The sequence below is a fragment of the Paraburkholderia flava genome (genome assembly GCF_004359985.1).
GTDB classification, from domain to species: Bacteria; Pseudomonadota; Gammaproteobacteria; order Burkholderiales; family Burkholderiaceae; genus Paraburkholderia; species Paraburkholderia flava.
Window position 1 is genome coordinate 276,047 of the sequence record NZ_SMRO01000001.1, and the last position, 13,673, is coordinate 289,719.

Below are 13,673 nucleotides of genomic sequence, written 5' to 3' on the forward strand. Positions count from 1 at the left end.
CGATGCGTTACCCCAATCTGTTCAAACCCTTGACGCTGAATCAGCTGACGCTGCGCAACCGCATCGTCAGTACCGCGCACGCGGAGGTTTATGCCGAGCCGGGCGGTCTGCCCGGCGACCGCTACATCCGCTATTACGAAGAGAAGGCGAAGGGCGGTGTCGGCCTCGCCGTGTGCGGCGGGTCGAGCCCGGTATCGATCGACAGTCCGCAGGGCTGGTGGAAATCGGTGAACCTGTCGACGGACAAGATCGTCGACCCGCTCGCGCGACTCGCCGAAGCAATGCATCGCCACGGCGCGAAGATCATGATTCAGGCGACGCACATGGGTCGCCGCTCCGCATTTCACGGCGAGCACTGGCCGCATCTGATGACGCCGTCGGGCGTCCGCGAACCGGTGCATCGCGGTAACGCGAAGATCATCGAGGTCGAGGAAATCCGCCGCATCATCGCCGATTTCGCAGCGGCCGCGAAACGCGTGCAGCAGGCAGGCATGGACGGCATCGAAATTTCGGCTGCGCACCAGCATCTGATCGATCAGTTCTGGAGTCCGCGCACGAATTTCCGTACCGACGAGTGGGGCGGTTCGCTGCAGAATCGTCTGCGTTTCGGCACCGAAGTGCTGAAGGCGGTGCGTGAAGCAGTCGGTCCGGACTTCTGCGTCGGCCTGCGGATGTGCGGCGACGAATTCCACGAGGACGGTCTCGATCACGAGCAGTTGAAAGAGATCGCGCAGGCGATGTCCGAGAGCGGTCTGATCGACTATATCGGCGTGATCGGCTCGGGTGCAGACACGCACAACACGCTTGCGAACTGCATGCCGCCGATGGCGCTGCCGCCCGAACCGTTCGTGCATCTCGCGGCCGGCATCAAGTCAGTCGTGAAGCTGCCGGTGATGCACGCGCAAAGCATCCGCGATGCAGGTCAGGCCGAGCGGCTGCTCGCAAACGGAATGGTCGATCTGGTCGGCATGACGCGTGCGCAGATCGCCGATCCGCACATGGTCATCAAGATTCGCGACGGCCGCGAAGACGAGATCAAGCAGTGCGTCGGCGCGAACTACTGTATTGACCGTCAGTACAACGGGCTCGACGTGCTGTGCGTGCAGAACGCAGCGACGTCGCGCGAAGCGACGATGCCGCACGTGATCGAGAAAACGCGCGGACCGCGCCGCAAGGTGGTCGTGGTCGGCGCGGGGCCGGCAGGGCTCGAAGCGGCGCGCGTCGCGCGCTCACGTGGTCATGACGTCGTGCTGTTCGAGAAGAACGATGCGGTCGGCGGGCAGATCATGCTGGCCGCGAAGGCGCCGCAGCGCGAGCAGATGGCGGGCATCGTCCGCTGGTTCGATATGGAAACGAAGCGTCTCGGTGTAGACCGGCGTCTCGGCGTCGCTGCCGACGACAAGACGATCATGGCCGAAAAGCCGGACATCGTCGTGCTCGCGACCGGCGGTTCGAGTTTCACGCAGCAGGTTCCGGCGTGGGGCGTCGACGAAGGGCTCGCGGTCAGTTCGTGGGACATTCTCGCGGGACGCGTCGAGCCGAAGCAGAATGTGCTCGTCTACGACGGCGTCAGCACGCATGCCGGTGCAGGCGTCGCGGATTTCATCGCAAGCCGTGGCTCGAAGGTCGAGATCGTCACGCCCGACGTGAAGATTGCCGACGACGTCGGCGGCACGACGTTCCCGATTTTCTACCGGCGGCTGTATGCGCTTGGCGTGATCCATACGCCGAATTACTGGCTCGATCGCGTGTACGACGAAGACGGCAAGAAAATCGCGGTGCTGCGCAACGAGTACACCGAGGAGCTTGAGGAGCGCGTCGTCGATCAGGTGGTGATCGAAAACGGCAGCACGCCGAACGACGAACTGTACTGGAAGCTCAAGGCGGAATCGGTGAATCGCGGGCAGGTGGACGTGCACAAGCTGTTCGCGTCCGAACCGCAGCCGTCGCTGTCGGAAGAACTCGGTAATGGCCGCTTCCTGCTGTTCCGCGTCGGCGACTGTATTTCGATGCACAACATCCACGGCGCGATCTACGATGCGCTGCGTCTCTGCAAGGACTTCTGACGATGAGCCCGGCGTTTCTCATCACCGCATTGCTGTGGGTCTCGGTCGGTGGCCTCGCGTTCGCGGTCGCGAAGCGCGCGTCGTACTGGCGCCTCGGCCGCGCGACGCCGGCCGGCGCGTTCGGCTGGACGAATCTGCTGACCATCCCGAAGCGCTATTTCGTCGATCTGCATCACGTGGTCGCACGCGATCCGTACATCGCGAAGACGCACGTTGCGACTGCGGGCGGCGCGATTGCTGCGTTCGCGCTGGTGTTCCTGAATTACGGGCTCGCGCTGTACTCGCCGTGGCTTGATCGCCTGATCTTTCTCGCGGCGCTGGTGATGCTGGTTGGTGTGGTGTTCGTGTGGCGTCGGCGGCACGGTGCGAAGGCGGTGCCGGCGCGGTTGTCGCGTGGGCCGTGGGACACGTTGCCCTGGCTGCTCGGTTCGTTTGCACTAGGCCTCGTGCTGTTCGTGATGGTGCCGGCCAGTGCGATGTCCGGTGCGCTGGCAGTCATCTTTGCGCTGCTGATCGCGGCCGGCGCGTTCGCGATGACGCTCGGCGCCGCACGTGGCGGTCCGATGAAGCACGCGTTGGCGGGGTTGCTGCATCTGGCATTTCATCCTCGGCAAGAGCGCTTTGCTTCGTCTTCTGTGCCCGGGGACGTGCGTAGGTCAAACGCCGCGAACGCCGTTCCGCCCACCGCGCTAAAGACGCCGTCGCTCGAACAGAACGAATACGGTGTCGGCAAGCCGGTCGAATTCCGCTGGAACCAGTTGCTCAGTTTCGATGCGTGCGTTCAGTGCGGTAAATGCGAGGCCGCGTGCCCCGCGTTCGCTGCGGGGCAGCCGTTGAATCCGAAGAAGCTGATTCAGGATCTCGTCACGGGGATGGTCGGCGGCACCGATGCCGCGTATGCGGGCAGCCCGACACCGGGTCTGCCGGTCGGTCGTCATAGGGGCGAGCCGGACCGGCCGATCGTGTCGAGCCTGATCGAAGCCGATACGCTGTGGTCGTGCACGACGTGCCGGGCGTGCGTGCATGAGTGCCCGATGCTGATCGAGCACGTCGACGCGATCGTCGACATGCGCCGCAACCAGACGCTCGTGTTCGGCACGGTGCCGGGCAAGGGCCCCGAAGTGCTCGCGAATCTGCGCGAAACCGGCACGGCGGGCGGCTACGACAAGACTGCGCGCTACGACTGGTCGGTCGATCTGAACGCACCGGTCGCACAGCCGGGCAAACCGGTCGACGTGCTGCTCGTCGCAGGCGAAGGCGCGTTCGACATGCGCTACCAGCGCACGCTGCGCGCGCTCGTCACGGTGCTCAACAAGGCGGGCGTCGATTACGCGGTGCTGGGCGGCGACGAGACCGACACGGGCGACGTCGCACGCCGGCTCGGCGACGAAGCGACGTTTCAGCAGATGGCGAAGCAACTCACAGGCACGCTCGCGACGCTGAACTTCAAACGCATCGTCACCGCCGACCCGCACGTGATGCACAGCCTGCGTAACGAATACCGGTCGCTGGGCACGCGTTTCGACGTGCTGCATCACACGACCTTCGTCGCGGAACTGGTCGCATCCGGCAAGCTCGCGCCGAAAGCGGTCGAAGCGCTGCGCGACCGACGCGTCACGTATCACGATCCGTGCTACCTCGGCCGCTATAACGGCGAGACCGAAGCACCGCGCAAGCTGTTGAAGTCGATAGGCATTCAGGTGGTCGAGATGGAACGTCACGGCAAGCGCGGCCGTTGCTGCGGCGGTGGCGGCGGTGCGCCGCTGACCGACATTCCCGGCAAGCAACGCATCCCGGATATCCGTATCGCGGACGCCAATGCGATCAATGCGGACATCGTCGCGGTGGGCTGCCCGAACTGCACGGCGATGCTCGAAGGCGTGGTCGGTCCGCGTCCCGAAGTGCTCGACGTGGCCGAACTCGTAGCAGCGGCGCTGGAGTGAAGCGATGAACACGACCCCCAAACGTATCGATCCGCGCAGGCCGTACACGATCACCGCGCAGGGTTTGCGGCGGATCACGCTCGGCGAGCAGGCCGAAGCCGGCGCATCGAACGACGACCATCACGGCTTGCCGCTCGCGCATGGCGCAGTGAAAAAGGCGTTGCGTACGACGCAACCTGCGCAGCACACGATCCTCGTCGCGACGCATAGCGATCGCGGCTCGCTCGATGAACACGCACGTCAGGTGCTGGCCGCCGCCGCGTTGCTCGCGGATGCCCAGACGCAAGTCGCGCTCGTCGTATTCGGCGAACTGAAGGACGATGCGGCTGCGCTCGGTGCGGACCGCATCGTCGAGCTGACGGGTTTCGATCGACGTGCATTTGCGCCCGAACGGGAACTGCATGCGCTTGCCGCATGCGTCGCGCAGCTTGCGCCGGTGCGCATCCTGATGCCCGACAACGCGACGGGCGACGGCGATCTCGGTCGGCGTTACGCGGCTTATGCGGGTGCGAGCGTCGCGACGCAGGTCGTCGAGATCGACGCCGCCCATGTTGGCCGCCATGCGCACGCGAAGCAGGCATTCGCGACCGGCGCGCTGCCCGACCTCGTACTGCTCGCGGCAGGTGCGGTCGATCCGCGTCTGCCGTTCGTCGGCGCCGGCGATCGGATCGAACTCGTACTGCCGGCTGAGGCGCTTTCAGATGCGCCCAGCGCGTGTCTCGATCTCGGCATCGAGGAAATCGACGCCGCGCAGGTCGCACTCGAAGAAGCGGACTTCATCGTGTCGGCAGGCAATGGCGTCGCGGACGTCGCCGCATTCGAGCAACTCGCCGGCGCGTTCGGCGCGGCGGTAGGAGCGAGCCGCGTCGCGGTCGACAACGGCCTTTTCCCGCGCGACAAGCAGATTGGCGCAACCGGCAAGACCGTCGAGGCGAGCGTCTACATCGCGTTCGGCATTTCCGGGGCGGTCCAGCATCTGCAGGGGATCAAGGACTGCCGTCACGTGATCGCGGTGAATCTCGACGGCAGCGCGCCGATCGTGAAGCGTGCGAACCTGACGATCGTCGGCGATACGCAGGCGACCATCGCTGCGTTGATCGACGAAGTGGCGCGGGCACGGTCCACACGCGGCGCGTCTGCTACCGAAGCGACCACCGCCAACGTTGCAGAAGGAGTCGCCGCATGAACGGCAAGCTCACAAGGATTGCTGTGCTGGTGTCGGTGGGTCGTCATCCGGTCAGCGGCGTCGCACGCTACAGCCGTAACGACGCAGCGGCGCTCGAAACCGGGCTCGCGCTCGCGCAACAGCACGGCGCGCTGCTCGACGTGCTGCATGCGGGTGATGCATCGAACCCGGCGTTGCGCGACTATCTGGCGCTCGGTGCCGCGCGTGTCGAAGTGCTGGCGTGCGGCGAGCACGACGACGCGACGGCCGCGCTCGCGAAACGCGTGCAGGGCTACGACCTGGTGCTGACCGGCACCTGCGCGGAAGGCGCTTTCGACACCGGCATGCTGCCATACCGCCTGGCCGATGCACTTGGTTATCCGCTCGTCGGAGCCGCCGTCGACGCAAGCGTCGAAGCCGGCCACGTGACGGTCCGGCAATTCCTGCCGAAGGGCGTGCGCCGCCGTGTGCAGGCGCCGCTGCCGGCGGTGGTCGCGGTGCATCCGCTCGCACCGGCGCAACCGCGTTATGCGTATGCGCGACTGCGCGCGGGCTCGGTCGACGCGGCCACGACAGCCACGATAGCCACAACGAAAGCCGACCCCGAAGCCAGTCAATGGAAACTGGCCGCGCCGCAGCGCAAACCCGTGCGCCTCGCCGCGCCGGAAAAGCGCTCCGGCCATGCGCGGATGATGTCCGCGACCACGACCGAAAGCCGCGGCGGAAGCGTCGTAATTGAAGGGAGTTCGGTCGAAAAAGCACAAGCGATTCTGGGCTATTTGCGCGAGCATCAGCTCATCGATTACTGATTTTGCTCTACGCACACACTACATTGAGCTTTCCGGAGCACACGATGAAAGTATCGGCAGATATTCACGCGCTGGTCGATCGGCGCAAGCAGGGCTACAGCCTGGACGCGCCGTTTTACACGAGCGAAGAGATTTTCGCGCTCGACATGGAAGCGATTTTCCGCAAGCACTGGATCCAGGTCGCAGTCGAGCCGGACATCCCCGAGCCGGGCGATTACGTGACGGTCGAACTCGGCCACGACTCGATCCTGATCGTTCGCGACGATGACATGGAAGTACGCGCATTCCATAACGTGTGCCGCCATCGCGGCGCGCGGCTGTGCAACGAGGACAAGGGTTCGGTCGGCAATATCGTATGCCCGTATCACAGCTGGACCTACAACCTCACAGGCCAGCTGATGTTCGCCGAGCACATGGGCGAGAAATTCGACCGCTGCAAGCACAGTCTGAAGAGCGTGCACGTGCAGAACCTGGCCGGGCTGATCTTCATCTGCCTCGCGGACGAACCACCCGCCGATTTCGCAGCGATGCGCGCCGCGATGGAACCGTATCTGCTGCCGCACGATCTGCCGAACACCAAAGTGGCCGCGACGATCGACATCATCGAGCAGGGCAACTGGAAGCTCACGATGGAGAACAATCGCGAGTGCTATCACTGCGTCGCGAACCATCCGGAGCTGACCATCTCGCTGTACGAATACGGCTTCGGTTATCAGCCGTCGGCGGCGAATGCCGAGGGCATGGCCGCGTTCGAGCGCACGTGCATCGAGCGCGCCGCGCAGTGGGAAGCGATGGATCTGCCTTCGGTCGAAGTGGATCGTCTGTCGGACGTCAGCGGGTTTCGCACGCAGCGTCTGCCGCTCGACCGCGATGGCGAATCGCAGACGCTCGACGCGAAGGTCGCATCGAAGAAGCTGCTCGGCGAATTCCGTCAGGCCGATCTCGGTGGGCTATCGTTCTGGACGCAGCCGAATTCGTGGCATCACTTCATGAGCGATCATATCGTGACGTTCTCGGTGATTCCGCTGTCGGCCGGCGAAACGCTGGTGCGCACGAAGTGGCTCGTGCACAAGGACGCGAAGGAAGGGATCGACTACGACGTGAAGAATCTGACCGCCGTGTGGAACGCGACCAACGACCAGGATCGCGCGCTCGTCGAATATTCGCAGCGCGGCGCGTCGAGCAGCGCGTATGAACCGGGCCCGTACTCGCCGTTCACCGAAGGGCTCGTCGAGAAATTCAGCGACTGGTACGTGCGGCGGCTTGCTGCGCAGATCGAAGCGTGAACAGGTGGAGCAAACGATGATGCGGGATGCGGCAACTTTCGAACCCGTTGAGAGCAGGCTGACGAAGCCGCAATTCTGGGCCTCGGTCCCCGAGCGCTGGACGAGCGACGTCGAGGAAACGCTCGTCTGCTGCCAGGTGCGTCAGGAGACGCACGACGTGAAGAGCTTCTTTTTCCGCTCGCCGCAAGGCCGCGCGTTCGCGTTCGAGCCGGGCCAGTTCATCACGCTCGAACTCGAGATCGACGGCGAGACGATCAACCGCTGCTATACGATTTCGTCGTCGCCGACGCGGCCGCACACGATCTCGATCACCGTGAAGCGCGTGCCCGGCGGCAAGGTGTCGAACTGGCTGCACGACAATCTGCAGGCGGGCGCCTCGGTGCGCGTGCTGGGACCGTCCGGCGAATTCACCTGCGCGCGGCATCCAGCGCGCAAGTATCTGTTTCTGTCGGCAGGGTCGGGTGTTACGCCGCTGATGTCGATGAGCCGCGCGCATCACGAACTGAGCGAAGACCGCGACATCGTGTTCGTGCACAGCGCACGCACGCCCGACGACATCATCTTCTCGCGCGAACTCGATCTGATCGCGTCGAACCAGAGCAACTTCCGCACGTCGTTTGTGTGCGAGCGCGTCGGGCCACGCACGAACTGGCATGGCGTGACCGGTTTTCTGACGCTGCCTTTGCTGAAAGCGATCGCGCCGGACTTTCTCGAACGCGAGATCTTCACGTGCGGCCCGGCGCCGTACATGCAGGCGGTGCGCGCGCTCCTTGCCGACGGCGGCTTCGACGTCGCGCATTATCACGAGGAAAGCTTCTCGTTCGAGACTCTGACCGCATCGGCGCCTGAAGTGGTGATCGATACGCCGGCCAGCGGCGACGTCTCTGCCGACGTCACACAGCAGACGTTTACCGTCAGCTTCACGCGCAGCAATCGCGAGATCACGTGCGGCAGCGGCCAGCACGTGCTCGAAGCCGCGCGTCAGGCCGGCGTGCGCCTGCCTGCATCGTGTACGCAGGGGATGTGCGGCACGTGCAAGGTCAAGCTGGTGTCCGGCGAAGTCGATATGAAGCACAACGGCGGCATCCGTCAGCGGGAAATCGATCAGGGCATGGTGCTGCTCTGCTGCAGCAAGCCGTTGACGGACCTCGTCGTCGAAAAGTGACGCGTCGCATTTCCACAAGCGAATGTCGTAATCGATAATCCCTTGTCATTTCTGGCTGGCGATGCTGACTACTCCACCGCTGCTGCGGCTACAAGGAGATCGACCATGAGAAGCCTGAAAAAGCTCTTGCTGTGCGGGGCGTTCGGCGCCGCACTGATCGCGACGATGGGCGCGAGCGTGACCGCAACCGCGGACACCAAACCGACGATCAAGATCGGTTATGTCGAAGGATGGGACGACAGCGTCGCGACGTCGAACGTCGCGGCACGCGTGATCGAGACGCGTCTCGGTTATCAGGTACAGCTGGTGCCGGTTGCGGCCGGCATCATGTGGCAGGGCGTCGCGCGCGGCGACCTCGATGCGACGCTGTCCGCGTGGCTGCCGGTTACGCACGGTGCGTACTGGGAACAGTTCAAGGGCAAGGTGACCGACCTCGGCGCGAACTTCAACGACGCGAAGATCGGCCTGATCGTGCCGGCCGACCTGCCGGAAAAGAGCATCGCCGACCTCGAAGCGCACAAGGCGGACTTCGGCGGACGCATCGTCGGGATCGATGCGGGCGCGGGCGTAATGAAGAAAGCCGACGAAGCGATCAAGGCCTATAACCTCAGCTTTCAACTGATGCCGAGTTCCGGCAGCGCGATGACCGCGGAACTTGCGCGCTCGATGCATGCCAATAAACCTATCATCGTCACCGGCTGGGTGCCGCACTGGATGTTCGCGAAGTGGAAGCTGAAATTCCTCGACGATCCGAAGAAGGTATTCGGCGAGTCGGAGCACGTCGACAACGTGATCAACCCTGGGCTCGAAACGAAGGCCGCGCCCGTGGTCGCATTTCTGAAGAAGTTTCAATGGAAGCCGGGTGAGATCGACAGCGTGATGCTGGCGGCCCAGAACGGCGAAAAGCCTGTTGCCGCAGCCGACGCGTGGATCGCCGCACACAAGGATCGCGTCGATAGCTGGGTGGCCGGAGCGCAGTAACCGATGACGTTGTGATGCAGCGGGATCCTCCCCGCTGCATGCGATGCATGCGTTCCAGCCCGGGCACAGGCGCTTACAGGAGGCTCGTGGATGGAACAGGCAAGACTGCGCGCGCGCAGCACGCAGGGTGTCGAACGCGGCACTGCTCATGACGAAGGCCACACGCTGCAACGCGGCCTCACGTGGAAGGACGCGTTCTGGGTGACGAGCGGCGTGCCAGCCGGCATTCTGTTCACGATAGGCGGCGTGTGCGCGACGATCGGTCAGCCTGCATGGGCGATCTGGATCGCAGCGATCTCGATGGGGTTGATCCAGAGCGCGACCTACGCCGAAATTTCCGCGCTGTTTCCGCACAAGTCCGGCGGCGCATCCGTGTACGGCGCGATGGGCTGGGTGCGCTACGGCAAACTGATCGCGCCGGTCTCGGTGTGGTGCAACTGGGTCGCGTGGTCGCCGATGCTCGCGCTCGGCACCGGCCTCGCGGCGAACTACGCGCTCACCACGCTGTTCGCGCCCGACGCGCTGATCAACACGTGGCAACTCACGCTGCTCGATCTCGGTTTCGTCAAACACGGTCTCACGCTGCGCATCAATGCGACGTTCGTGATCGCCGTCGTATTTCTCCTCATCACGTTCAGGCTGCAGCACAGTGGCGCCGCGAAGGCGGCGAAAACGCAGCGCCTGCTCGGCATCGCGTCGCTGTCGCCGCTGCTGATCGTCGGCATCGTGCCGTTTGTTACTGGCGACGTGCCTGCTGCGCATTTGTGGCCTTTGTTGCCGCTCGCGCATGATTCGCACGGTGCGTTGACCGCGACCGCGTTCGGTTCATGGAACGGCACCGGCGTGACGATGGCGTTCGGCGCGATGTTCATGGCGGGCTGGGCCGCGTATGGCTTCGAAACGGCCGTCTGCTACACGCGCGAATTCCGCGATCCACGTACCGATACCGTCAAGGCGATCTTCTGGTCGGGTGCGCTGTGTCTCGTCGTGATGACGCTCGTGCCGCTCGCGTTTCAGGGTGCGCTCGGCACGGCGGGGATGCTGAATCCGAAGATCGTCGACGGCACCGGTGTCGGCGCGGCGATGGCGCATATGGTCGGCGGTGGGGCGGTCGTCGCGAACGTGATCGTCGTGATGCTGATGCTGTCCATTCTGCTGATCGTGATGACGTCGATGATGGGCTCGTCGCGCACGTTGTACCAGGCGTCGGTGGACGGCTGGCTGCCGCGCTACCTGTCGCACGTGAACGAACACGGCGCACCGACGCGCGCGATGTGGACCGATCTCGGCTTCAACCTGATCCTGTTGATGATGTCCGACTACATGACGGTGCTGTCGGTGTCGGGTGTCTGCTACATGATCTTCGTGTTTCTGAATCTGCAGTCGGGCTGGATTCATCGGATGGATCGGCCGAACGCGGACCGGCCGTTCCGCTGTCCGACGTGGCTGCTTGCAGCGGGCGCGCTGTGCGGCTATCTCGACCTTGCGTTCATCGGCGCGGGTGCGGACCTGCAAGGCGAGGGCACGTTACGCAACGGTCTGATCGCGATGCTGTTGATCGTGCCGGTGTTTCTGTATCGCCACTACTGGCAGGATCGCGGCCGCTTCCCTGCACGGATGACGCAGGACATGGAGATGCAGCCGGGGAACGGAGCGTCGGGCGTGCGCCGGTTGCTGCCGTATGGTGCGTTGATGCTGGCCGTGCTGGTGGTGTGGCTGTCGCATCATCTGGCGAAGCCGTTTTATTAAGGCTTTTTGCAGTACGGTTCGCAATACAACGCGCAGTAAAACTCAACGCACGGGCTGCGCCTGCCAGCAGCCCGCTGCGATATCCATCCGGAAGGCATAAGACCTTCCGGTTCGGATTCAGGCGCACCATCCACGGCGATCCAGCATAACGATCCTCAATAATTGTGATCCGCCTTGCGTCCCCATAATCGGCAATCTATAAACGGTGTACGTGGGCTTGCTGGCGAATCATCGACTGCACAGATAGATGACGATTCGATTAGCCACGACCGCGCGTAATCAATAAAAAACCCCGGCAATAACAATTTGGATGGCTAACTATCTTGCAAGCTGTAAGCCTGCAGGACCTTGTTCAACCGTGCCTCGTCGAGAGCGTCCAATGAAATACAACCAATGTCTGGCGATGCTGATCGCGGCATCCTGCGTCGGCTTGTCCGCGTGTGGCGGAGACTCGGGCAGTTCCACCAGTGCCGCGAAACTCAATGCCAGCGCGAAGGATAATGCGGCTGCACCGGCCGCAGGCGCGTTGGCTGCGGACCAACCGTATACCGATCCAAACCGCTACAGTTCGAGCGCGACGGCGTCGCTGGCTTCGACCGCCGCGTTCGATAAAGCGGCCATCACCCACCACACGATATCGCTCGACGGCACCTCGGCCAACTACACGGCAACGGCGGGCCACCTGACTGCGATCACGTCGGCCGGCGACAAGGAAGTGTCGGTGTTCTACGTGGCCTACACGCTCGACGGCAAGCCGCCGGGCACGCGGCCGGTGACGTTCTTCTGGAACGGTGGCCCAGGCTCGTCGACGATCTGGCTGCACCTCGGCTCATGGGGCCCGAGAACGCTCGATATCGACGAAGGTTCGCTGAAGCTCGGCACGACCGAACCCACCAGCTTCCCGATGATCGACAACGACGTCACGATGCTGGACGACAGCGATCTCGTGTTCATCGACGCAACGGGAACGGGCTATTCGGAAGCCGTCGCGCCGCACAAGAATCGCGACTTCTGGACGACGGACAAGGATGCCGGCGTGTTCCGCGACTTCATCAACCGTTATGTGCAGGTCAACAGCCGACAGACGTCGCCGAAGTATCTGTACGGCGAATCGTACGGCGGTATCCGCACGCCGATCGTCGCCGATCTGCTCGAACAGCAGGGCAGTCCGGGACAGGGCGGCCCTGCGTTGACGGGCGTGATGCTGAATTCGCCGATTCTCAGCTACAAGACGAACTGCTACGAATACGGCTCGACGGGCAGCGTGACGTGTAACGGATTTCTGCCTTCCTATGCAGGCGTCGCGTACGGACGCGGTGCGAACATCAGCAACCCGGGTCAGTTGTCGCTGGCGGACTACGTGAGCGGGATGAAGACCTTCACCGACCAGACGTACGCACCGGCCAACCAGGCCTATCTGACGAGAGGCACGACACCGCCTGCGAGCGTGACCACTGCGCTCAACGGCTGGACGGCGGTGTCCGCGACGAACTGGAAGCGCAACTTCAACATGCAGCCCGATGTCTTCGCGAACTTCCTGCTGAACGGCGTAGGATCGATCGATATGTACAACGGTCTGGTCGCCGCGCCCGCCGGAGCGAACTATGATGGAAGTTCGTACAACGACACGGCGTTCCAGAACGCGATCAACGATTATCTGCCTAACTTCCTGAGCTACAAGAACGCGTCCGCGTATGCGCTTGAACCGTCGGTCATCATCAACGACTGGAACTTCTCGCATGGTTCCGATACGTCGGGTCGGCCAAGTTCGCTGGGCGATATCGTCGATGTGCTGACGCTCGATCCGTCGCTGAAAATGAAGGTGTTCGGCGGCTACGACGATCTGGTCTGCCCGATTCATCAGACCGAGCTCGACCTGCAGGGGGCGAACCTTGCGCAGTCGGTGCCGTTCCAGCAATTCCCCGGCGGCCACATGATCTATCTGATGAAGAGTTCACGGGCCCCGATGAAGCAGGCGATCGACAACTTCTTCGCCGCTACACCGGCCGCTGCTGTGGCCGACGTGGCGTCGCGCTAACCATGGAGAGCGCTAACATGAACAAGGTATGGGCTCGGGTTGCAATGGTCTGCGCGGTGGCGTCGCTGGCCTCGCAGGGCGCGGTCGCGCAGGTGGTGACGCATGCGGCTGGGATAGCGCCGATTTCTGCGTCGATCGATGCGCATATGGTCAGAGTGGGCGACATGCTGCGCCCCCCACCGTCGCCACCCACCAACGACACGCCTGAACTACGCGGGCAGGCGCTGCACCAGCATGTGCTCGACCAGATGCAGCAGCGTTTCGACGCAGCCGCCGATCCGTCGACGCATCTGCTGACGCAGCAGGCCGCGAAAGATCATGGAATGGGTTTTATCGCCGATCACTTCCAGCAGATCGATCGCACCGGCAGCGGCTATATCAGCTTCGACGATTTCAGGCACTTCCTGAAAGCGCGGCATGGGATGGCTTTCTCGAACAACTAGCCGCGAGCGGAAGCTGAAAAAAAGCCGG

Annotated in this window: 10 protein-coding genes; all 10 read left to right on the top strand. The window is 63.5% G+C overall.

All coding sequences use genetic code 11. The annotated features are described in order from the left end of the window. The first annotated feature begins 2 nt into the window (after positions 1-2). The 10 genes from E1748_RS01195 (at position 3) to E1748_RS01240 (ending at position 13,645) form a co-directional block, all read left to right on the top strand. On the top strand, positions 3-2,066 hold the full coding sequence (locus tag E1748_RS01195; protein ID WP_133645331.1) for an NADH:flavin oxidoreductase: 2,064 nt from the start codon (positions 3-5) through the stop codon (positions 2,064-2,066). 2 nt (positions 2,067-2,068) lie between these two features. Next, complete coding sequence (locus E1748_RS01200; protein WP_133645332.1) at positions 2,069-4,009, top strand: (Fe-S)-binding protein; 1,941 nt, start codon at positions 2,069-2,071, stop codon at positions 4,007-4,009. A gap of 4 nt (positions 4,010-4,013) precedes the next feature. Then, on the top strand, positions 4,014-5,195 hold the full coding sequence (locus E1748_RS01205; RefSeq protein ID WP_133645333.1) for an electron transfer flavoprotein subunit alpha/FixB family protein: 1,182 nt from the start codon (positions 4,014-4,016) through the stop codon (positions 5,193-5,195). Next, positions 5,192-5,983 (top strand): electron transfer flavoprotein subunit beta/FixA family protein, encoded by a 792-nt coding sequence (locus tag E1748_RS01210; protein WP_133645334.1) that lies wholly within the window; start codon positions 5,192-5,194, stop codon positions 5,981-5,983. The genes E1748_RS01205 and E1748_RS01210 overlap by 4 nt, the downstream gene beginning before the upstream one ends. A gap of 44 nt (positions 5,984-6,027) precedes the next feature. Next, positions 6,028-7,269 carry an aromatic ring-hydroxylating oxygenase subunit alpha gene (locus E1748_RS01215; protein ID WP_133645335.1) on the top strand — a complete coding sequence of 414 codons (1,242 nt, stop codon included), beginning with the start codon at positions 6,028-6,030 and terminating at the stop codon, positions 7,267-7,269. Positions 7,270-7,285: 16 nt separating this feature from the next. Beyond that, complete coding sequence (locus tag E1748_RS01220; protein ID WP_133645336.1) at positions 7,286-8,434, top strand: FAD-binding oxidoreductase; 1,149 nt, start codon at positions 7,286-7,288, stop codon at positions 8,432-8,434. 105 nt (positions 8,435-8,539) lie between these two features. After that, positions 8,540-9,415: a glycine betaine ABC transporter substrate-binding protein gene (locus E1748_RS01225; protein ID WP_133645337.1), complete on the top strand. Its 876-nt coding sequence runs from the start codon at positions 8,540-8,542 to the stop codon at positions 9,413-9,415. Between the two features lie 90 nt (positions 9,416-9,505). Beyond that, positions 9,506-11,164 (top strand): trimethylamine N-oxide permease, encoded by a 1,659-nt coding sequence (locus tag E1748_RS01230; protein WP_133645338.1) that lies wholly within the window; start codon positions 9,506-9,508, stop codon positions 11,162-11,164. A gap of 379 nt (positions 11,165-11,543) precedes the next feature. After that, complete coding sequence (locus E1748_RS01235; protein WP_166653488.1) at positions 11,544-13,202, top strand: S10 family serine carboxypeptidase-like protein; 1,659 nt, start codon at positions 11,544-11,546, stop codon at positions 13,200-13,202. A 17-nt stretch (positions 13,203-13,219) separates the two neighbouring features. Continuing rightward, on the top strand, positions 13,220-13,645 hold the full coding sequence (locus E1748_RS01240; protein ID WP_133645340.1) for an EF-hand domain-containing protein: 426 nt from the start codon (positions 13,220-13,222) through the stop codon (positions 13,643-13,645). Positions 13,646-13,673 lie beyond the last annotated feature (28 nt).

What these genes read in the sequence shown, in the direction of transcription:
- E1748_RS01220 (WP_133645336.1), top strand. Translation starts at nt 7,286, where the DNA reads ATGATGCGGGATGCGGCAACTTTCGAACCCGTTGAGAGCAGGCTGACG.
- E1748_RS01205 (WP_133645333.1), top strand. Translation starts at nt 4,014, where the DNA reads ATGAACACGACCCCCAAACGTATCGATCCGCGCAGGCCGTACACGATC.
- E1748_RS01215 (WP_133645335.1), top strand. Translation starts at nt 6,028, where the DNA reads ATGAAAGTATCGGCAGATATTCACGCGCTGGTCGATCGGCGCAAGCAG.
- E1748_RS01225 (WP_133645337.1), top strand. Translation starts at nt 8,540, where the DNA reads ATGAGAAGCCTGAAAAAGCTCTTGCTGTGCGGGGCGTTCGGCGCCGCA.
- E1748_RS01200 (WP_133645332.1), top strand. Translation starts at nt 2,069, where the DNA reads ATGAGCCCGGCGTTTCTCATCACCGCATTGCTGTGGGTCTCGGTCGGT.
- E1748_RS01230 (WP_133645338.1), top strand. Translation starts at nt 9,506, where the DNA reads ATGGAACAGGCAAGACTGCGCGCGCGCAGCACGCAGGGTGTCGAACGC.
- E1748_RS01240 (WP_133645340.1), top strand. Translation starts at nt 13,220, where the DNA reads ATGAACAAGGTATGGGCTCGGGTTGCAATGGTCTGCGCGGTGGCGTCG.
- E1748_RS01195 (WP_133645331.1), top strand. Translation starts at nt 3, where the DNA reads ATGCGTTACCCCAATCTGTTCAAACCCTTGACGCTGAATCAGCTGACG.
- E1748_RS01235 (WP_166653488.1), top strand. Translation starts at nt 11,544, where the DNA reads ATGAAATACAACCAATGTCTGGCGATGCTGATCGCGGCATCCTGCGTC.
- E1748_RS01210 (WP_133645334.1), top strand. Translation starts at nt 5,192, where the DNA reads ATGAACGGCAAGCTCACAAGGATTGCTGTGCTGGTGTCGGTGGGTCGT.